Annotated in this window: 17 protein-coding genes and 4 tRNA genes; 9 read left to right on the top strand and 12 right to left on the bottom strand. The window is 68.5% G+C overall.

The annotated features are described in order from the left end of the window. Positions 1-20 precede the first annotated feature (20 nt). Positions 21-998 (top strand): helix-turn-helix transcriptional regulator, encoded by a 978-nt coding sequence (locus DIZ26_RS10980; protein WP_112240099.1) that lies wholly within the window; start codon positions 21-23, stop codon positions 996-998. Positions 999-1062: 64 nt separating this feature from the next. Here DIZ26_RS10980 and DIZ26_RS10975 read toward each other — a convergent pair whose 3' ends face one another. Then, on the bottom strand, positions 1063-1461 hold the full coding sequence (locus DIZ26_RS10975; protein ID WP_112240017.1) for a MerR family transcriptional regulator: 399 nt from the start codon (positions 1459-1461) through the stop codon (positions 1063-1065). 58 nt (positions 1462-1519) lie between these two features. Between DIZ26_RS10975 and DIZ26_RS10970 the strand changes: the two genes are divergently transcribed. Further along, positions 1520-2368 carry a polysaccharide deacetylase family protein gene (locus DIZ26_RS10970; protein WP_112240015.1) on the top strand — a complete coding sequence of 283 codons (849 nt, stop codon included), beginning with the start codon at positions 1520-1522 and terminating at the stop codon, positions 2366-2368. Between the two features lie 210 nt (positions 2369-2578). Here the strand turns inward: DIZ26_RS10970 and DIZ26_RS10965 are convergent. The 3 genes from DIZ26_RS10965 to DIZ26_RS10955 form a co-directional block, all read right to left on the bottom strand. Continuing rightward, positions 2579-2650: transfer RNA gene (locus DIZ26_RS10965), tRNA-Val, on the bottom strand. Between the two features lie 18 nt (positions 2651-2668). Next, a tRNA-Cys gene (locus DIZ26_RS10960) sits at positions 2669-2739 on the bottom strand. Positions 2740-2772: 33 nt separating this feature from the next. Next, positions 2773-2845: transfer RNA gene (locus DIZ26_RS10955), tRNA-Gly, on the bottom strand. A gap of 157 nt (positions 2846-3002) precedes the next feature. On the opposite strand from DIZ26_RS10955, the gene DIZ26_RS10950 reads away from it, so the two are divergent. After that, on the top strand, positions 3003-3824 hold the full coding sequence (locus DIZ26_RS10950) for an aminotransferase class IV (protein ID WP_112240013.1): 822 nt from the start codon (positions 3003-3005) through the stop codon (positions 3822-3824). A gap of 155 nt (positions 3825-3979) precedes the next feature. Here DIZ26_RS10950 and DIZ26_RS10945 read toward each other — a convergent pair whose 3' ends face one another. Continuing rightward, positions 3980-4546, bottom strand: coding sequence for a CGNR zinc finger domain-containing protein (locus DIZ26_RS10945; RefSeq protein ID WP_112240011.1), 567 nt, complete (start codon positions 4544-4546; stop codon positions 3980-3982). 126 nt (positions 4547-4672) lie between these two features. Between DIZ26_RS10945 and DIZ26_RS10940 the strand changes: the two genes are divergently transcribed. After that, positions 4673-4744 (top strand) — tRNA-Val (locus tag DIZ26_RS10940). A gap of 326 nt (positions 4745-5070) precedes the next feature. Here DIZ26_RS10940 and DIZ26_RS10935 read toward each other — a convergent pair. Together DIZ26_RS10935 and DIZ26_RS10930 are read right to left on the bottom strand one after the other, a co-directional pair. Then, the gene (locus tag DIZ26_RS10935) at positions 5071-6579 is read right to left on the bottom strand and encodes an ArnT family glycosyltransferase (RefSeq protein WP_112240009.1); all 1509 of its coding nucleotides are present in this window, start codon (positions 6577-6579) and stop codon (positions 5071-5073) included. Between the two features lie 49 nt (positions 6580-6628). Continuing rightward, positions 6629-7339, bottom strand: a complete 711-nt coding sequence (locus DIZ26_RS10930) for an SDR family NAD(P)-dependent oxidoreductase (protein ID WP_112240007.1) — start codon at positions 7337-7339, stop codon at positions 6629-6631. 201 nt (positions 7340-7540) lie between these two features. On the opposite strand from DIZ26_RS10930, the gene DIZ26_RS10925 reads away from it, so the two are divergent. The 4 genes from DIZ26_RS10925 to DIZ26_RS10910 all read left to right on the top strand — a co-directional run bounded on the left by DIZ26_RS10925 (position 7541) and on the right by DIZ26_RS10910 (position 12717). Continuing rightward, positions 7541-8662 carry a GntR family transcriptional regulator gene (locus DIZ26_RS10925; RefSeq protein WP_112240005.1) on the top strand — a complete coding sequence of 374 codons (1122 nt, stop codon included), beginning with the start codon at positions 7541-7543 and terminating at the stop codon, positions 8660-8662. An 85-nt stretch (positions 8663-8747) separates the two neighbouring features. Then, positions 8748-10346 (top strand): sensor histidine kinase, encoded by a 1599-nt coding sequence (locus tag DIZ26_RS10920; protein WP_112240003.1) that lies wholly within the window; start codon positions 8748-8750, stop codon positions 10344-10346. A 13-nt stretch (positions 10347-10359) separates the two neighbouring features. Beyond that, complete coding sequence (locus DIZ26_RS10915) at positions 10360-11028, top strand: response regulator (protein WP_456298630.1); 669 nt, start codon at positions 10360-10362, stop codon at positions 11026-11028. 171 nt (positions 11029-11199) lie between these two features. After that, positions 11200-12717, top strand: coding sequence for an AAA family ATPase (locus DIZ26_RS10910; protein WP_112240001.1), 1518 nt, complete (start codon positions 11200-11202; stop codon positions 12715-12717). 58 nt (positions 12718-12775) lie between these two features. Here the strand turns inward: DIZ26_RS10910 and DIZ26_RS10905 are convergent, their stop codons facing one another. The 4 genes from DIZ26_RS10905 to DIZ26_RS10890 all read right to left on the bottom strand — a co-directional run bounded on the left by DIZ26_RS10905 (position 12776) and on the right by DIZ26_RS10890 (position 16077). Continuing rightward, positions 12776-13573, bottom strand: coding sequence for an ABC transporter permease (locus DIZ26_RS10905; RefSeq protein ID WP_112239999.1), 798 nt, complete (start codon positions 13571-13573; stop codon positions 12776-12778). Further along, entirely contained in the window at positions 13570-14223 is a 654-nt protein-coding gene (locus tag DIZ26_RS10900) for a DedA family protein (protein WP_112239997.1), read from the bottom strand. Before DIZ26_RS10900 ends, DIZ26_RS10905 begins: the two co-directional genes overlap by 4 nt. Next, entirely contained in the window at positions 14220-15137 is a 918-nt protein-coding gene (locus DIZ26_RS10895; protein WP_112239995.1) for an ABC transporter ATP-binding protein, read from the bottom strand. The genes DIZ26_RS10900 and DIZ26_RS10895 overlap by 4 nt, the downstream gene beginning before the upstream one ends. 106 nt (positions 15138-15243) lie before the next feature. Beyond that, positions 15244-16077 carry an alpha/beta fold hydrolase gene (locus tag DIZ26_RS10890; RefSeq protein ID WP_112239993.1) on the bottom strand — a complete coding sequence of 278 codons (834 nt, stop codon included), beginning with the start codon at positions 16075-16077 and terminating at the stop codon, positions 15244-15246. A gap of 143 nt (positions 16078-16220) precedes the next feature. Between DIZ26_RS10890 and DIZ26_RS10885 the strand changes: the two genes are divergently transcribed. Further along, a complete protein-coding gene (locus DIZ26_RS10885; protein WP_332872724.1) occupies positions 16221-18962 on the top strand; it encodes an ATP-binding protein in 2742 nt (913 codons plus the stop codon). 3 nt (positions 18963-18965) lie between these two features. Here DIZ26_RS10885 and DIZ26_RS10880 read toward each other — a convergent pair whose 3' ends face one another. After that, positions 18966-20249 carry an NAD(P)/FAD-dependent oxidoreductase gene (locus DIZ26_RS10880; protein WP_112239991.1) on the bottom strand — a complete coding sequence of 428 codons (1284 nt, stop codon included), beginning with the start codon at positions 20247-20249 and terminating at the stop codon, positions 18966-18968. Positions 20250-20294: the final 45 nt, after the last annotated feature.

Below are 20294 nucleotides of genomic sequence, written 5' to 3'. Positions count from 1 at the left end.
TGAACTGGCAGACTTTCCGCATGATCGAAACCTCGGCCCGACTGCTGAAGCTCCTGACGCTGCTCCAGTCCCCTCGTGACTGGACCGGCGCGGAACTGGCCACCAAGCTCGACGTCAGTCCGCGAACGATTCGCGCCGACATCGAACGGCTCCGTGGACTCGGCTACCCGGTCGACGCGACCCGCGGCTCGGTCGGTGGCTACCGCCTCGGTGCGGGTGGCTCGTTGCCGCCCCTGCTGCTGAACGACGAGGAGGCAGTCGCCGTCGTGATCGGCCTCCGGAAGGCCGCCGAACTGACCGGACTCGAGGAGAGCTCGCTGCACGCCCTGACCAAACTTGAGCAGGTGCTGCCGTCACGGCTGCGCCGTCGGGTGAACTCGATCCACACCTTCTCCGTGCAGGTGCCGCAGGACGTGCCGGCGCCACTGGTCGATCCCGAACTGCTCACCCAACTCGCCGGGCTGTGCCGCGATCGCGAACAGCTCCGATTCGACTACCTGTCCCATCGCTCCGATCCCAGCAGACGCACAGTCGAGCCCTACCGGCTCGTGAACTGGGGCCGCCGCTGGTACCTGGTCGGCTACGACCTCGACCGACAGGACTGGCGAACGTTCCGAGTCGACCGGATCTCGCCGCGGATCCCCACCGGACCGCGGTTCACACCCCGTTCGCTTCCTGACGACGGTGACATCACCGCCTACGTCTCCCGGCGGGTGTCAGCGGCCGCCTGGCGCTACCGGGCGCAGGTGGTCGTCCACGCCTCGGCTGAGAGCATCGCCGCCCGTCTTCCCCCGGCCGCGGGCACCGTCGAACCGATCGACGACCACACCTGCCTGTTCAGCACCGGCTCCGACTCCGCGACAGGTCTCGCCGTCCACCTCGCCCTCCTCGACGCCGACTTCGAGATCCGCGAAGGACCAGACGAACTCCATACCTCCGTCAGGCAACTAGCCGAACGGTACGCCCGAGCCCTACCAGATCACCCCGCCCACGCCTGATCGGCCCACAACCCAGGAAAGCCGGTCGCCGACCTCACCCGAGAGGAAAGCTGACCCACCGACCTCAGCCCGCCGAGAGTTCGATTCGCTCGTCCAGCGGTGACAATTCCTGGGCGGCGGTCGAGATCACCTCGTCGAGTACGGCGCGGGAGGTGGCCAGATCAGCCATCAGTTGGTCGATGCGGTCTCGCTCGGCGCTCAGTTCGCGGAGCAATGCAGGGGTAGCGCGTTCGTTGGGAGCGCCGTCGGGGTCGCGCATGCAGGGGAGGAGTTGGGCGATCTTCTTGCTGTGCAGGCCGGCCGCGAGGAGTTCCTGGATCAGGATCACCCGGTCGACGGCGCGCTCGGGGTAGTCACGATGGCCGCCCGGCGTACGGTCCGAGACGAGGAGGCCCTGCTGCTCGTAGTACCGCAGGGAGCGTTCGCTGACGCCGGTGTGGCGGGCCAGTTCGCCGATGCGCACCGCTGGTCCTCCTCGAGGGCTTGAACCTGACACTGATGTCAGATTTTACCTTGGCAGCATGACAGCTGAACCTTTCGACTACAGCCCGATCGTCGAGCGTCCGCGATTGACCTGGCCGGGGGACAAACGGGTGGCCTTCTACGTCGGCCTGAACGTCGAGACCTTCCTGCCGGACCGGCCGTCGACAAGCATCTGGCCGCTCGAACTGTCGCCGGATCCGCTGAACGCCGGCTGGCGGGACTACGGCGCACGGGTCGGGATCTGGCGCACGATCGACATCCTGGACAAGTACGGCGTACGCGCGAGCACGTTGCTCAACTCGCTGGTCGCCGAGAAGAACCCCCAGATCATCAAGGCCGGCGTGGAGCGCGACTGGGCCTGGCTGGCACACGGCAGCACGAACTCCATCCTGCACACCGGCTTGGAGCCTGCGCAGGAGCGCGAAGTTCTGGCCGAGATCGTCGGCACGATCGAATCGGCCACCGGGCAACGTCCGAAGGGATGGATGGGGCCGGCGCTGACGGAGACGCCGAACACGCCCGCGTTGCTGGCGGAGCTCGGGCTCGGCTACGTGCTGGACTGGACCAACGACGATCAGCCGTACGAACTCAACGTCCCCGGCATGCTCAGCGTGCCGTACACCGTCGAACTCAACGACCTCGGCCTGTCCCTCCGCGGCCTCACCGGCCCGGACTTCCTGCAGATGGTGAAAGACCAGTACGACGTACTTCGTGCCGACGCCGAGCACAGCGGCCGCGTGATGGCGCTGGCCCTGCACCCGTTCGTCATCGGCCAGCCCTTCCGCGCGAAGTACCTTGATCTGGCGCTGGAGTACATCACCTCGCAACCAGATGTCTGGCTCACAACCAGCGACAAGATCGCAGCCCACTACGGCTCAACCCACTGACGCGTGGGGCGGGGAAGCCGAACGACAGGCTGGGCGGGGAAGCCGAATGACGAGTTCGGCCAACGTGCAACGCCGACCGACAACCCCAGGCACAGACGTAGGGGGTGCGGGTGGCGGAGCCCCCGCTCGCGCCAAGCGAAGCGCAGGCGCACAAATAACGAAAGCGACCCGTCTGCGCTCTCCGCAGACACAGGCCGCCTATCGCTTTCGTGGACGATACTGGGATCGAACCAGTGACCTCTTCCGTGTCAGGGAAGCGCGCTACCGCTGCGCCAATCGTCCAAGCTTTTCAGGGTGTTGAGGTGGAGACGGGATTCGAACCCGTGTACACGGCTTTGCAGGCCGTTGCCTCGCCTCTCGGCCACTCCACCAGTGAGAAAGCCTGGCCTGCCGAACCCTCTCCGAGCGGACGACCGGGTTCGAACCGGCGACCTCAACCTTGGCAAGGTTGCGCTCTACCAACTGAGCTACGTCCGCGTTGCGACCGGGTTTCCTGCCCCTCGGCGCGAGAAGAACATTAGCCCATCTCGCCCGGAGTTCAAAAACGGGGGTACCCCCTCCGGACCGCCCGCCAGTCACCGCCCGGCGACGGACGGTCTGCGGCTTAAGGTGTCCGCAGTTGGAAGGAGCAGGAATGAAGATCTGGCTGAACGGCGTACTGCAGGATCCGGCGGCTGCCGGCCTGTCGCCGTTGGATCACGGGCTGACCACCGGCGACGGCGTTTTCGAAACGGTCAAGATCGTCGACGGGCAGCCGTTCGCGGTGTCGAAGCATCTCGACCGGCTCGAACGATCGGCGACGGGCCTCGGCCTGCCGGCCCCGGATCGTGACGAGGTCGAGCGCGCGATCGCGGAGGTCGTGAAGGCGGATCCCGACATCGCGTTCGGCCGGCTGCGGATCACCTACACCGGCGGCGTCTCGCCGTTGTCGTCCGATCGCGGTACCGACGGCCCGACCCTGGTCGTCGCGACACAGCGGATCGAGCGTCCCGCGCCATCGACGGCGATCGTCACCGTCCCGTGGGTGCGCAACGAACGCAGCGCCGTCGCGGGCCTCAAGACCACGTCGTACGCCGAGAACGTCCGCGCCCTCGCCTACGCCAAGGAGCGCGGCGGCAGCGAAGCGATCTTCGCCAACACCGTCGGCGACCTGTGCGAGGGGACAGGGTCGAACATCTTCTGCGTGTACGGCGGCGAACTGGTCACCCCGACGCTCGAATCGGGCGCGCTGGCCGGCGTCACCCGTGGTTTGGTGATCGCCTGGTTCGGCGCGGTCGAGCGAGACGTGCCGTTGGCGCGATTGGCGGAGGCGGACGAGATCTTCCTCACGTCGACCACCCGCGACGTCCAGGCCGTCCACCGCTGCGACGACCGCGACCTGTCCACCCCGGGCGAGGTCACGGCCGCGGTAGCAAAGGTCTTCGCCGAACGCTCCGCGGAAGACGTCGATCCATAGAGCCAGGCGCCACCAGAGCCAAGCGCCGCAAGTAGAACCCACCTGCTAGACGCGCGCGCTGCTCGGAGTACCGGCTGGTTGAGCGCGGCTGTGGTGGGCCCGAACGACAGCGTCCGAAGTACTGGGTGTACTTCGGACGCTGGAGGATCGTTGGGTTATTCGCCGGCGGACTTGCGGCGTTCGCGGTAGGCGGCGACGTGCAGACGGTTTCCGCAGGTGCGGGCGTCGCAGTAGCGCTTGGAGCGGTTGCGGGACAGGTCGATGAGCGCGTCGTCACAGTCCGGCGCCTCGCAGCGACGCAGCCGCTCGCGTTCACCGGCCGAGATCACCTGGGCAAGCGCGATCCCGCACTCGACGGTGATCCGGCACGTCAGTGACGAGCCGTCCCGGGAGTAGTGGATGTGCCACGGATGGCCGTCGTGGTTCGTCAGCCTGGGCGTCGTCGTACCCCGCGCGACGATCGCGTTGATCATCGCGGCCGCCTCCGCATCCGAACCTGTCGTGAAGACCGGCGCGAACAACGGACGGAGTTCGCGGACCTCTTGCAGATCCGTCTCGGTCAACGTTCCGACCGCGCTGAACTCCCGCTCGTGGACGAACTTCTCCAGGTCCTCGATGGTCTCCATCGTGTCGACCTGGCTGTTCGGCCCGGGCAGCGTATTGACCAGCCGGACCAGGGTGCCGAGCGCGTGCTCGGTGTCGTGCGAGAAAGTCACAGTCATATCTCCAACGCGACGGGGTCTCCGTCTTGCAGCAAGAGTAGCCCGGCCGGTTTCGTACGTCGCGGACCAATGCGCTATGGTTTCACCCGCACCACCACAACAGGTAACACCAGCACCACCCAGAACGGGCGATTGGCGCAGTGGTAGCGCGCTTCGTTCACACCGAAGAGGTCACTGGTTCGAACCCAGTATCGCCCACGTAACTGACAGCGACTCGAGTCCGCGCAAAGCGCAGACCGGGTCGCTTTCGTCATTTCTGAGGATTTAGTTCGGGTGGTGCTGGGGTTGGTGAGGGGATGCCGAGGCGAGTTTCGCTTCGCGGGGGACGGACGTCGCTTAAGTAGGCCGAGGCTTGTGGGGAAGGCGCTGGAGAGCGCGGGGTGGGCGGGTTGCCTGCGATGGAGTTCCTTGCGGCATGGGGGTGCCGGCATTCCAGCGGGCGACGAAGGAGCCCGCGGCCCAGGGTGGGTGGGAGGAGCGCTAGTGAGCGACGCAGGAGCGAGCGTGGGGCGACGTGGGCGCTCCTAGTAGTAGCGGCGGAGGGAAGGCCAGAGGGTGGACCAGGGTTGGGTGGGGCCGGTGCAGAGGGTTAGGTGGGTGCCTTGTTCTTCGTTGTCGACTGAGTGGCCGGTGTTGACCGTGGCTACTTGGTGGCAGGTGCCGAAGCGGGATTCGTAGTACGGGGTGGGTTCTTGTTCGACCAGGAGGACGGGGCCGGTCTGGGTGTTGGGGGGTGGGCCCCAGTCGGCGAAGGACATGTGGCCTGAGTACGGGGTGGGCAGGTGGTGGGCGGGGCCGTAGTGGTCGATGGCGCCGGCTTCGCCGTAGTTGAGGGCGAAGATCGTGGCGCGGGAGCGGTCCGGCTCGGGGATTTGTTGCCAGGCTTCGGCGACTGCGGCGGTGAGGGCGGGCCAGCCGATTTGTTCGCCCTGTTCGGGGTTGATGGGGAGGACTGCGTTGATGGCGGAGGTCGGCAAGATGGGGAGGGCGATGACGGCGGACGTGATTGCCGTCAGGACAACGCCGGCCGCGACAAGGCTGCGTCGTACGGCGGTGCGCCCGCGCGTCAGCCACGCGAGAGTCGGGGTGGCGCCGGCTGCGACGAGGATCAGCAGGAGCGGCAGCGCGTAGTACGGCTTGCCGCCTACTGCGAGGACGATGACGCAAAGGATCGGGTAAGCCAGCGCGATCGCCCGCGACCAGCGCAGGGTGGGGGAGCGCCACATGCGGAGGAAGCCGGCCACCCACACCGGCACCAGGAAGGGCGACAGTTGCAGGATCTGTAGTGGGATGAACATGATCCGGTTCTCGGTGCCGTCGTCCTCGCTGATGCCGCCGGCGACCGTGAGTTGCGGCCAGCCGTGCGTCGCCTGCCACCAGAGATTCGGGCCGGCGATCAAGGCGGCCGTGACGACACCGGCGGCGAGCCACCAACTTCGCAGTACGGGACGCGGGCCGACGAGCAGTACGGCGACCAGAAGCGCGGCGAGCGGGAGGACTACCAGGTACTTGTTCTCGAGCGCGATTCCGGTCGACAGGCCGATCGCCACCCACCAACGGTCGTCACCGGTGCGCAGCAGCTTGACGGCGAACAGGCCGATCACCATCCACGCCAGCATGTCGTACGTCGCGGTCGACGCGAGATGCCCGATGCCGAGCGGGAACCCGGCGATCGCCGCACAGACGGCCGCGAAGGTCTGGGCACGCCGATCGCTGCCGAACTCTCGAGCGATCAGCGCGACAACGAAGATCGTCGCGGCGGCTGTGAGCGTCGAAAGGACTCGCAGGCCCATCGGAGTGTTTCCGAAGATCGTCGTCGAGATGTGCGCCAGCAACGGCGTGAGCGGCGGCTGGTCAGTGAATCCCCACGCCAGGTGCTTGCCCGCGACAAGGAAGTAGAGCTCGTCGCGGTGGAACCCGTACCGACCGGAGAGCGCGGTCAGTACGACGGCGAGCGTGGCCGCGATCGCGGCCACGGGAACGAGAGCGAACGGCTGCACCTCGGCAGCGTGCGGCGTACGACTGGCGGTCATGCCGGAATGCTGTCAGTCGTCGAGGTCCATCCGGCCGGCTCGGCCATGGTCATCCCAGCAGCCGGGGCGATTGGTCGCGGTCGAGCAGAATCACCCGGCCGGCGAGGTCGTCGTCCTCGATGAAGTTCACTACCGCGTCGGTCAGCGTCTCAAGGGGGACCAGCGGCGGACCGGGGTCGGCTAGCTCGGCCTGCTCCGCGAGACCGCGTTCGGTGGCGACCCAGTCGGGGACCACACAATTCACCCGCACCTGATGGCTTTCCTGCAGTACGCCGAGAGTCGCGGTGAGGCGGATGAGCGCGGCCTTGGCTGCGCTGTACTCCGGTGAGACGTGCGGCCCGAATCCCAACCCTGCGGTGGATCCCAGGTTGACGACCGCTCCACCACCGGCACGGCGCATCGGCTCGAGGGCCAGTTGGGTAGCGACCATCGGCGCGCGCAGATTCAGCTCGAGCGACGCGCTCCAGCGGCCCACGTCGGCCTCCGGAAAGCACGGTCTCAACTGAGGACCGCCGCCCGCATTGTTGATCAGGATCTGTGGCTCACACGCCATCAAACCGGCGACGGCGTCGTCGTCCCGCATGTCGGTCGGAACGAAGCGCGCCGATTCGCCGATCAGCTCAAGCGTCTCCCGCCCGCCGGCCTCGTCGATATCCGCCAGCACCACCGAGGCTCCTTCGGCCGCCAGGCGCTGCGCGATCGCACGCCCGATGCCGACAGCGGCGCCCGTCACCACTGCCACCTTGCCTTCGATCTTCATGCTCGATCACCTCGAGCCTCACCCTGCCGGAGGGCTCCGACAATTTCCGCCGACGACCGGAACCACCGCTCGTACGGCGGCGGTGCGAGCGAGAAGGCGCGGCGACGGCAGTTGGCATAGGTCGATATGCCGGAGCGGCCCACTTGTGCCTGCGGGAGGGGCCTGGGATGGTATATCAACCCGTCCCGCGGAAGGTGATCGATGGCCCTGCTGTACGAGCAGATCAGCTCGCACGTTCTCGACGAGATCCGGCGCGGTGTGCTCGGTCCCGGCGACCGGGTGGCGTCGGAGATGGAACTCGCCGCCCAGTTCGAGGTCAGCCGGATCACGTCGAAGCGCGCTCTGGAGGTACTCCGGGAGGCCGGCTTGGTCGAGCGCATCCGCGGCAAGGGCTCGTTCGTGGCCAAGCGGCTACCTGACCTGGACCGGATCTCGCTGCCGCTCAAGGGCCGGATGCCGCTGCGACCCGCTCGCGCGGACGGCGTACCGGGTGCCGTCGCGCTCGTCGTACCGGATGTCTCGGAGGCCTACGGACTGGAGTTGCTTCAGGCCATCGAGGAGCGGTGCGCCGAGCACGGGGCGAACCTGATCGTCCGGCGGACTCGTGGCCGGCAATCCGCTGAGGAACAAGCTGTCGAGTCGCTGGTTGCGCTGGACGGTGTCGACGGGCTGATCGTCTTCCCGGTGCACGGGGACTTCTACAACGCGAGTCTGCTGCGCCAGGTTCTCGACGGGTATCCGGTGGTCCTGGTCGACCGGCACCTGTCCGGTATCCCGGTGTCGGCCGTGCACACGGACAACGTGGCAGCTTCGCGGGCGCTCACCGAGCGGCTGTTCGAGCTGGGGCACCGGCAGATCGCGTTCGTCTCGCCGCCGCCGTTGAACACGTCCAGCATCGAGGACCGGCTGGAGGGATTCCGGTCCGCGTTCGCCGATCGCGATCCGCGGACGTATCAGGCACACCGGTTGACCGAATTGCGCAGTACGTTGCCCGGCTCGTTCACGACAGAGAGCGTTCTCTCCGATCTCGAACTGATCCGGGCCTTCCGGGAGAAGGCGCCCGAGGTGACGGCCTTCGTGGCCTGTGAGTACAACCTGGCTCGGATGCTGGATCGCGCACTCGGCCGGCCACGCGAGCAGGTGATCAGTTGCTTCGATTCGCCGGGCGATCCGATCGCGGGGCCGCCGTACCTGCACGTCCGGCAGAACCAGACCGAGATGGGCCGGCAGGCCGTCGATCTGCTGTTCGCGCAACTCCGCGGCGAATCGGTGCCCAAGCTGTCGATCGTCCCGTTCGAACTGATCGATGCCCAACGCAACTGAAGGTCAGAGAAGACGTGCCAGAGAGCGCGATCCCTGACTTTCGGCAGTACTGCGGGTTGTGGCGGGCTGTGTAGCGTCTGGTGCCGTGACGTGGAAGCGTGCGGGTGACCTCGGACTGTGGGCTGCGCTCGGGTTGCTGGTGCTCGGCGAGAGCGGCGCGAGGGGCGATGCGTACTGGTTGCGCGCCGGCTACCTGACGATTCTCGCCGTGGCCGTGCTGCTTCGCCGCGCCTATCCGCTGGTCGCGCTCGCATTGGTCGGCGGCACAGAGATCGTGATCCTCGCGATTTCGCTCGGCACGACCGATGGGGTGTCGATCGCGTTGGTCCCGGCGATCGCGTTGCTCAGCTACCTGGCCGGCCGACGCGAGAGCCAACTGCGGTACTTCCTGATGACCGTGAGCTGGGGCCTTGTCGGCCTACTCGTTCTGGGGCTGAGCCTCCGTCGCGATGTCGCGATGACGAGCACGGTACTCAGCTGGCTGCTGATGCTCCTCCTCGCGTTGCTGGTGGTCGTGTTGCCCTGGCTGGTCGGCCGGTACCGCGCACAGCAGGCGTTGCTCGCGTCGGCCGGGTGGGACCGGGCGGAGCGGATCGAGCGGGAGCATCAACTCGAGATCGATCGCGAGAGACTAAGAGAGCGCTCCCGGATCGCCGAGGACATGCACGATTCGGTCGGCCACGAGCTCAGCCTGATCGCGCTGCGGGCGGCTGCGCTCGAGATCGACGCCGAGTTGCCGGAACGGCATCGCCGGGCAGCAGGAGAACTTCGTGAAGCCGCCGCGGCAGCGACCGAGCGCCTCGGCGAGATCATCGGCGTACTGCGTGACGCCGACGCCGAGGCACCTCTGGTTCCGGCGCGCGACTCGGTGGCGGATCTGGTCGACCGAGCCGCCGCGTCGGGGCTCGCCGTACGGCTGGTCCAGCACGGCACCGGCGAACTGAGTCCGATGGTCGACCGCGCTGTGCACCGCATCGTCCAGGAGTCGCTCACCAACGCCAGCAAGCACGCACCCGGCGCAGCGGTCACCGTCACCATCACCCACGAACCCAGCACCGAGGACGTCGTGGTGCGGGTTGTCGACGGTGGAGCGGAGCGGGCGGTGGGTGAGGTGGTGTCCGGCGGGCGCGGCCTGGCTGGGTTGAAAGAACGCGTGCGGTTAGTCGGTGGAGTGCTGACGGCGGGACCGCGAGTGAACGGCGGCTTCGAGGTCGTGGCGCGGATGCCGCGGAAAGGCGGGAAGCCTGAGCCCGAGCAGTCGACGCCGGCGGCCGCGGAGCGGGATACCGTACGGCGGCGTGCCCGGCGCGGGTTGATCACCGCGATCGCCGCGCCGCTGGCGGTGGGCGCACTCGTCGGAGTTGTTGCCCTCGGCTACTACTTGATCGCCGGTTACAGCTCGATCTTGAAGCCCGAGCAGTACGACCGGATCGAACTCGGCCAATCGCTCGACGAAGTGGAGAAGGTGCTGCCTGCGATGCAGATGGTGGATCCGCCGACCGGCCGGCTACCCGAACCGGCCGAATGGAGTTGCCGGTACTACCCGCCGGACGCTCCGTTCGCGATCACCTACGCGTACCGGCTCTGCTTCCAGAACGACCGGCTGGTGGCGAAGGACGTAGTACAGACCGGTTCGAGACCGCCCACGCCCGAGGGCACGGCCACGTCGCAAGGCCAGGGATGAGTGGGGGAGAGACGTGGTGATCAGGCTGTTGCTGGCTGATGACGAGGCGTTGGTGCGGGCGGGGGTTCGGGCGATCCTCGGGTCGGACGAGTCGTTCGAGGTCGTCGCCGAGGCCGCTGATGGGATCGAGGCGGTGGAGGCTGTGCGCCGGTATCGGCCGGACGTCGCGGTCCTCGACATCCGGATGCCGCGGTTGGACGGACTCGCGGCCGGGGCGGAGATCAAGCGGACGTCGCCCGACACGGCGGTGGTGATGCTGACGACGTTCTCCGAGGACGCCTATATCGCCAAGGCGCTGGGCGACGGCGCGAACGGGTTCTTGCTCAAATCGGGCGATCCGCGGGAGTTGATCGCGGGGCTGAAGGCTGTCGCCGAGGGGGCTGCTTACCTGTCACCGAAGATCGCTCAGCGGGTGATCGCCGAGCTCGCTGCCGGTGCGGGTGGCGGGCGGATGGCGAGGGCGGCCGCTGCCAAGGATCAGGTCGAGGAGCTGACTCCGCGCGAACGCGAAGTACTGGCACTCGTCGGCGCCGGGTTGTCGAACGCCGAGATCGCGGGTCGGCTGTACCTGGTCGAAGGCACCGTGAAGGCTTATGTCAGCGCCGTACTCGGACGTCTCGGCGTCAAGAACAGAGTCCAGGCCGCGATCATCGCCTACGAAGCCGGCCTCGTCACCAGCTGACCCCTGCGCCGTCGGACGGCAGTCGGCGGCCGACGCTCCGGCGGGTGACAGTGTGTGGACTGGACGTCATGGGATAGTGGAGCCTCTCGGGCGGACCCAGCCTGGGAGCAATCCAGTAAACCCCGGGAGCGGCAGCCCCGCTCCCTTTCACAGAATCGGGGGATCGAGGTCGTGACCGACTCGCACAACTCCGGACACCACAAGGACCGGGAAGCAGCGGCCGCCGAGGTCCGGAGGATGTGGCAGCCGACTCCGTCCTGGACCCAGCCGGATCCGAACGTCGTGCCCGAAGGCGTCGACGAGGACGTCACCGAGGACGAGCAGCCGGACGCGCTCTCCAAGGACTACCCGGGCGAGACGTGGTCCCAGCCCGCCAAGGCCACTCCGGCCGAGCCCCGGCAGGCGCAGGCCCAGCCGTGGGCCGCCAAGCCGGCCGACCCGGAGCCGACCGCCCAGCCGGCCCACGCCGCGCCCCAGGAAGACGCTGCCCCGGCCGACCCGTGGCGCGCCGCCAAGCCGGCCCAAGCCGCGCCGCAGGAGGACGCTCCCTCAGCGGACCCGTGGCGCGCCGCCAAGCCGGTCAACCCGCCGCCGGCGGACCCGTGGAGTACGCCGGCCGCCGCCGATCCGTGGAAGCAGCCGGCTGCCGAGAGCGAGGCCCCGCCGCAGCAGAGCGGCTCCGGACTCTCTCCCGCCGCGCAGCACTTCTTCCCGCAAGGCATCCCCGGCCAGCAGGCTCCGCAGCCCGACCGGCCGGTCTCGTACCGCGCTGACGAGCTCCTGCAGGCCCTGCCGCTGCCCCGCGAAGCTCCGGCGGAGAAGGGCGTTCGTAGCGTGCTGCGGCTGCGTCCCGGCTCGGCGGAGCGCAGTGAGCGGATCGCCCGCGCGACAGCAGCGACAGCCTTCCGTCGCCCGGTGACGATCACTGTCGCCAACCCCAAGGGCGGTTCGGGCAAGACGCCGACCACGCTGCTGCTGGCCGGTGCGCTCGGTCAGGCCCGCGGCGGCGGTGTCGTCGCCTGGGACAACAACGAGCTCCGCGGCAACATGCACCTGCGCACGCACGACACGAACGCCAGGTCCACAGTCACCGACCTGCTGCAGGCGATGACGATGCTCACCCAGCCGGACGCGCGCCTCGGCGACGTCGGCGCGTATCTGCGGCACCAGGTGTCCGGGCAGTACGACGTACTGACGTCCGCCACCACGACGTACGCGCAGATCGAGGCCAAGGACTTCGACCAGATCCACCGGCTGCTGAGCCGCTTCTACAAGGTGCTGGTGATCGACACCGGCAACAACGAGGGGTCCAGCAACTGGCGCGAGGCGATGAAGGCCTCGGACGTCCTGGTCATCCCGATCAAGTGGAAGAGCCTGTCCTGCGCGGCCGCCGTGCAGATGCTGGAGGAGCTCGACCACCAGGGTCCGGACGCGCAGCGGCTGATCCGGCGCGCGGTGATCGCGGTCAGCAACGGCCCGGGCGACGTGAACAAGGACGTCGAGAAGCAACTGCGCCCGTACTTCGAATCGCGCGCGGCCGCGGTGATCGACATCCCGACCGATCCGCACATCGCGGCCGAGGGCCCGCTCGACCACTCGGCGCTCCAGCCGGCCACCCGCCGGGCGGCGCTGGAGCTCGCGGCGAAGGTCGCCGAGCAGATCACCATCGCCCTCAACGTCCCACGCTGACCTCAACGCACAACACAACCGCAGGCGGTGGCCGACGAAAGCCACCGCCTGCGGTTGTTCATGCGTCCCGTCGGCACAGCACCTTCACGCCGATCCACAACCCCGCAACGGACCAGAGAACCAGTACTACGAGGCTCAGGGTCGGCGGGAGTGGATCGGTGTTGCCGGACAGGAAGTTCTGTCCAGCCCCGCCGGGAAGGAGAGCGGAGACCCACACGAGTGCCCGGATGCTGCTCTCGCCCAGCATCAGCGGAATCATCAACAGCAGCAGGAAAGCGGCCGTCAGCGTCCCCGCCGTACTGCGGATCAGGAACGCGATCCCGGCCGTGAAGAGCCCGGCCAGCATCAGATAGGTCGCGATCGACAGCAGATCGACGGCCAGGGTGTCCACACTCCAGTCGGCCCAGTGCCCCATCGCGAGTCCGCCCGAGACGGCCGCGAGCAGACCGACGAGAAGCCCGTAGCCGAACAACACCGGTGCGAGCACAGCCGCCTTGGCCAGCACGATGTTCCGCCGTATGGGAGTCCACTGGACCGTCGAGCGGATGCTGCCGGACGAGTATTCCGAGGTCACGGGCAGCATCGCGAAGGCGGCGACGACCACCTGCATGATGATCACCGCGCTGACGCCGACGCCGCCGACCGCGGATTGTCCGGGAACGTCACCTGGCGGCCGATGAGCGTTGTCGTACGCCGTGGAGAAGCCGAACTGGATACCGAGCAGCCCGGTCAGGGCAGCACCGGCGACGAGGTTCAGCCAGGTCGACCGGACCGTCCACAACTTCGTCCATTCCGACGCGATCGCACCGGCCGGCCCCGTCGACCTCTGCTGGACCGTGATGGTTGCCGTACTCATCGTTCTCCTGTCCTGACCAATTCGGGCTCAGCCTCAAGCTGAGGTTGACCGGTACGCCGGGAGCGGCGCCGGTGCCGCACGACCTCGACGATCACCGTGACGGCGAGCGCGAGACCGATGCCCAGGGCAACGCCCTTGAGCGGGTCGTCCTCGAACGCCTTGCCGCCGAGGTAGCCGACGAGTGAGCAGTAGCAGCCCCACGAGACGGCCGCGAGGGCGGCGAAGAAGGTGAAGTGCCGGAGCGGGTAGCGGACCGCGCCCATCGTCAGCGTGACGGCGGTGCGTCCACCCGGCACGTACCGCGCGACGACGAGGACCAGGCCGCCCCGTTCTTCGAGCGCGCTGCGGGACCAGTTGACCATCGCGTGCCGCTTGGTGCCCGGCTTGGCCCGGTCCATCAGCCGGCCGCCGGCGCCGCGTCCGAAGGCGTACGACACATGGTCGCCGACGAAGGCGCCGGCCGCGGCGACGGCGATCACGGCGTACAGGTTGGGTTCGCCGGTCGCTGCGAAGACGCCGGCCATCACGACCAGGGTCTCGCTCGGGATCGCCGGGAAGAAGCCGTCGAGGGCGGCGAAGCCGAACAGGGCGGCGTAGATCCACCACGACGACATCAGTTCCTCGGCGAAGTGCAGGATCGCGTCGCTCACGAGGCCACCGCCACGCCGTACTCGACGCTGGAGGCGGTCAGTTCCAGATAGGCCTCTTCGAGCGAAGCCTGCTTGGTCCGCAACTCGTGCAGCCGGATCCCGAGCTCGTGCGCGAGGTCGCCGACCCGCTCGGCCGGTACGCCGGTGACGATCAACTCGTCGCCCGTCGACTCGACCCCGTCAGCCTCACCGGCCAGCCGATCCCGCAGTACTGCGCGGTCCGCGGTCACCGGGATCCGGACGTGGACCGAGCTTCGCGACGAGCCTGCGATCACGGTGCTGATCGGCGAATCGGCGATCAGACGGCCGCGGCCGATCACCACCAATTGGTCGGCGGTGAGCTGCATCTCGCTCATCAGATGGCTGGACACGAAGACGGTCCGGCCCTCCGCGGCGAGCGAGCGCATCAGGTCGCGGACCCAGCGGACGCCGTCCGGATCGAGGCCGTTCACCGGCTCGTCGAACATCAGGATCTCGGGGTCGCCGAGCAGGGCGCCGGCGATGCCGAGGCGCTGACCCATCCCGAGCGAGTACTGGCCGGCCCGTTTCTTCTCGACCGTGGCCAGCCCGACGATCGAGATCACCTCGTCCACCCGGCTGACCGGGATGCCGTTGCTCCGGGCCATCGCGATCAGGTGGTTGCGTGCGCTCCGGCGCGGGTGCAGGGCCTTCGCGTCCAGCAGGGCGCCGACCTTGCGCAACGGCACCGGCCAGTCGGCGTACGGGCGGCCGTCGACCAGCGCGATGCCGCTGGTGGGGGCGTCGAGGCCGAGGATCATCCGCATCGTGGTGGACTTGCCGGCGCCGTTCGGGCCGAGGAAGCCGGTCACCCGGCCGGCCGCGACGGTGAGGTCGAGAGCGTCGACGGCGGTGGTTTCGCCGTAGGTCTTGGTGAGTCCTTCGAGGCTGATCACGAGGGCCCTTCCCTGGTTCGTAGTGTGGCTACGAACTTAGGAATCCGGGCCCGGCGGCACATCGCACTTCAGACGTCACCGACCCCCGACTTTCGTCAGGTGTTCGCTACTTGGTCAGGAAGCCGATCAAAGCCTCGTTGACCTCGTCGCCATGGGTCCAGCACAAGCCGTGCGGAGCGCCCTCGAGTACGACGTACTCGCTGCCCTTGATCGCCTCGTGGGTGGCCCGGCCGCAAGCGTCGATGGGCAGGACCCGGTCGACCGTGCCGTGCATGACCAGGACCGGTACGTCGATCTTCGGCAAATCGGCCCTGAAGTCGGTGTGCCAGGTCGGCACGCAGGCGATCGTCCCGACCGGCGAGGCGCTGACCGCGGTGTTCCAGGCGTCCCGGACGGCCTCGTCGCTGATCCGGGTGCCGAGGTTCTCGTCGAGGTTGTAGAAGTTCTGGTTCCAGTCGGTGAAGTAGGCCGGCCGATCGGCCTGGAGCCCGGCTGCGATCTCGTCGAAGACCTCCTGCGGTACGCCGTCCGGAGTCTCGGGGGTCTTGAGCAGGTACGGCGGCACGCCGGCGATGAACACGGCCCGCCGTACTCGTTCCGACCCGTAGGTGCCCAGATAGCGGGCGACCTCGCCGCCGCCCATCGAGTGCCCGGCGAGGTCGAAGTCGCGAAGGTCGAGGGCCTTGACCAGAGCGTCCAGGTCGGCCGCGAAGGTGTCGTAGTCGTAGCCGATGCTCGGCTGGCTCGACTTGCCGAAGCCGCGGCGGTCGTAGGTGATGACGCGGAAGCCCGCTTCGAGCAGGGCTCGTTCCTGCTTCTCCCAGGCCCGGCCGCTGAGCGGGAACCCATGGATGAGTACGACCGGCTGACCGGTGCCGTGGTCCTCGTAGTAGATCTCGATGTCGGTGGAGTTCTCCTGGCCGACGGTCACGTAGGGCATCGCAGCTTCCTTCCTCGGCGGTGATCGGGCTCGACCAGCGTCCCGCTGTCGGCGTACGTTCGAATCCGTGACTCCCCGGGGAGCCGGCCCTGATCGGACCCCGGGCACTGCCGACGCGGGGAGGCCAGTCGTTGCCAAGGTCAGTGGTGCGGTTGCGTGGGCGGCAGGTCGAGTGCCGACGGCTTCACCGGATGGTGGAGGCGGTCCGGAACGGCGACAGCCAGGTGCTGGTGATCTCCGGCGAGGCCGGCATCGGCAAGTCGGCGCTGCTGGACTACCTCGTGACGGAGACAGCGGACAGCCGGGTACTGCGAGTGGCCGGCGTACAGGCTGAGGCTGAGCTTGTCTTCGCCGGCCTGCATCAGCTCTGTGCGCCCTTGCTGAACCTGCTCGACCAGATCCCTGAGCCGCAGCGAGAGGCGTTGGGCACCGCTTTCGGTCTGCGGACCGGCCCGGCACCGGATCGCTTTCTGGTCGGTCTGGCTGTGCTGAGCCTGATGGCTGCTGCGGCTGCCGAGCAACCGCTGATCTGCGTGGTCGACGACGCGCAGTGGCTGGATCGGGCATCCGCGCAGACCCTGGCGTTCGTGGGCCGCCGGCTGGTGGCGGACTCCGTGGCGCTGGTGGTCGCGATGCGCGATCCGGTCGACGACCAGTCGTTCGCCGGGTTGCCGCAGCTGGTCCTGGGCGGACTGCTGGAGGCGGACGCGCGAGAACTGCTGGCCGGCGCGATCCCGGGACCGCTGGACGAGCGGGTCCGCGACCGCATCATCGCGGAGATGCGCGGCAACCCGCTGGCGTTGCTGGAACTGCCGCGCGGGCTCACGTACGCCGAGCTGGCCGGTGGCTTCAGGCTGCCCCAGGAGGAAGATCTGGCCGACCGGATCGAGGACAGCTTTCAACGCCGGCTGGCTTCGTTGCCGCCCGCTGCCCGTCGGCTGCTGCTCGTCGCGGGCGTCGACCCGACCGGTGACCCGGCGCTCATCCACCGTGCGGCGTCGCTGCTCGGCATCACCGTCGACGCCCACGAGCTGCCCGAATTCGCGGGCCTGCTCGACTGGGGCCGGCACGTGACCTTTCGCCACCCACTGGCTCGGTCGGCCGTTCATCGAGCGGCCGCACCCGAGGAGCGCCGGCAAGCACACCGAGCCCTGGCCGAGGCCACCGATCCGGTACGAGACGCCGACCGGCGTGCCTGGCATCTCGCGCACGCCGCCGAAGGGCCTGACGAAGCAGTCGCGGCCGAGCTGGAACGATCCGCCGGCCGGGCAACAGCACGTGGTGGTCTGGCCGCAGCCGCTGCCTTCCTCGAACGCGCGACCGAGCTGACACCCGACCCGCCGCAGCGGGTACGCCGCGCGATTGCCGCGGCCGAAGTCACGCTCCAGCTCGGCGTACTGAAGTCGACGTTGGCGATGCTGTCCATTGCCGAGAACGGACCACTCGACGATCTCCAGCGGGCGCAGCTCGATCTGCTGCGGGCAGAGGCTGCGTTCGCGGCCAGTCGCGGCCATGAGGCTCCGCCACTGCTTCTGGGCGCCGCACGTCGGCTTGAATCACTGGACGCCCAACTGGCTCGCGACACTTACCTTGATGCGATCTCCGCCGCCATGTTTGCCGGTCGGCTTGCGAGCCGTACGGGCGTCGGCGTGAAGGAGGTGGCTCAGGCGGCGCGGCAAAGAGCGCGCTCACAGCAGCTGGACCGCGGTGACCTCTTGCTCGATGCTCTCGCCGGCCTCTTCACCGATGGGTACGCAGCCGCTGTTCCGTCAGCCAAGCGAGCGCTCGAAGCCTTCTGCGCCAGCGATCTGAGCTCGGAAGACGGGTTGCGCTGGTTGTGGCTGGCGGGTGCCATCTCGGCGGACCAGTGGGACGACCAGAGCTGGGACATCCTCTCCGGCCGCCACAGCCGGCTCGCCCGGGAGACCGGCGCACTGAGCCAATTGGTCCTCGCGCTGAACTCCCGCACCGTGTTCGAACTGTTCACCGGCCACTTCCGTACTGCGATGGCCCTCACCGACGAAGCGGCCGTCGTCACCGAAACGATCGGCAGCAACCTCGTGCCGTACGGCGCTGTCTGGCTGGCCGCCTGGCGAGGACGCGAAGACGACGCTCTGCAGCTGATCAAGCCAGTCTCTTCCGAAGCGGCGGACCGGGGCGAGGGCATCGGCGTCACAGTCGCGCAGGCCGCCGGCGCACTGCTGGCCAATGGACTGGGCAGGTACGAGATCGCCTTGTCGGAAGCTCAACAGGCCAGTGAGTCGCCGGTAGAGCTGGCAGCCTCCAACTGGGGACTGACCGAGCTGATCGAGGCGGCCGCCCGCCTGGACCGCGTCGACCTTGCCGCTGACGCCTTCGCTCGCCTGTCCGAGATGACAAGTGCGAGTGGTACCGAATGGGCGCTCGGGCTGGAGGCCCGATCACGCGCGCTACTCAGCGATGGCGCGGACGCCGAGCCGCTCTACCGCGAGGCGATCGCCCGCCTTCGCCGTACGGGCGTCCGGACCGAGCTGGCGCGGGCCACCTTGCTGTACGGCGAATGGCTGCGGCGGCGCGGCCGCCGGCTCGACGCTCGCGAGCAACTGCGGTCAGCCCACGACATGTTCTCGGTGATGGGCGCCGCGGCGTTCGCCGAGCGGGCCTGGCGCGAGCTGGCGGCGACAGGGGAGAAGGCGCGCAAGCGGGCCGCCTCGAGCACCGGCCGGCTCACGGCACGGGAGAGCCAGATCGCGCGGCTGGCGCGCGACGGCCTGTCCAATCCCGAGATCGCGACCCGGCTTTTTGTCAGCCCGCGCACCGTCGAGTACCACCTGGGCAACGTCTTCACGAAGCTCGGCATCACCTCCCGGCACGAACTCAACCGCGTACCGGGAGACGTCACGTGACCGTCAGCCAGGGCTTGTGCAATCCAGCGGGACCCGGTCGGCGCCGACCAGACCGAGCTGAACCGCCCGGGGAGGCATCACCGCGTTGATGGCCCAGTCCGCCGCGGTTCGAGTCCGGTTGCCGGGCAGCGAGTACAGGTGGTAACCCCTGGTCACTGTCTTCGCGGCCGGACCGGACAGCGGGATCTGCAGTGGGTTCGCGGCCGCCTTCCAGCCACCGAGGTCGACCAGGAAGCCGAGATCGTGGTGTTTGTAGGGCTGCAGGTCCTGGCCGCGCAGTGAGGCGACGACGTTGCGGGCGACCAGCGCGCCCTGGCGCTGGGCGTGCTGTGCGGTCATGCCGGTGATCGACCCCGGCCGGGTCAGATCGGGGACGGCCGCGCAGTCCCCACAGGCGAAGACGTGCGCGCGGCCGCGCACGACGAGGGTCTCGTGGACCTGGAGACGCCCGCGATCGGTGGGCAAGGACAACGCCTCGACCAGTGGGTCCGGGCGTACGCCGACGCACCAGATCAGCGACCTGGTCCGGATCTCCTCGCCCGACGTCATCCGCAGACAGTCGGGGCCGGCGTGCTCAACGGACTCCCCGACACGGACATCCACGCCACGACGACGCAGTACGCGCTCGGCTGTCGCCGACATGTGCGGGCTGAGGCCGGGCAGGAGCCGATCGGCCAGGTCCGCCAGCAGCCAGCGCACCGGCTGGTTGCGCAGGGCTGGCAGCTGACGAACCAGCCGAGCGGTGAACAACTGGCCCTGGGCAGCGACTTCGGTGCCGGTGTAACCGGCGCCGATGACGACGAACGTGCATCTGGCGTCCCGTTCGTCGCGGTCGTCGGTCATCGCGGCCAGCTCCAGCTGACGAGTGATGTGGTCGCGGAGGTACAGCGCCTCGGAGATGCCGCGGAAACCGTGCGCGTACTCGGCGACGCCAGGAATCGGCAGCAGTTTGTTCACGCTGCCCGCTGCGAGTACCAGCCGATCGAAGTCCATGACGCCGGATCGCCCCTCGGGATCGACCCACTCGACCCGGTGGTTGTCGATGTCGACGTCGGTGACCGTGCCGAGCACCAGTTTCACCTTGGGCAGCCGGTCCGGCAGCGAGACGCAGATCCGCCGCGGCTCCAGGATCCCCGCGGCGACCTCGGGCAGCAGCGGGATGTAAAGGAAGTAGTCCGTCGGGTTGATCAGGACGATCTCGGCGTCCGGCGCGTGCTTCTGCAGCCCTCTGGCCGCGTGGTAGCCGGCGAAACCGGCCCCCACGATCACAACACGGGGAGCGTTCATGCCGGCCAGCGTGCAGGCCCGGCGCCGTACGTCGCATCCGGGAGG

This window comes from Kribbella monticola, assembly GCF_003261635.1.
In the GTDB taxonomy this organism is placed as follows: Bacteria; Actinomycetota; Actinomycetes; order Propionibacteriales; family Kribbellaceae; genus Kribbella; species Kribbella monticola.
This window is presented reverse-complemented; position numbering and strand designations above follow the sequence as displayed.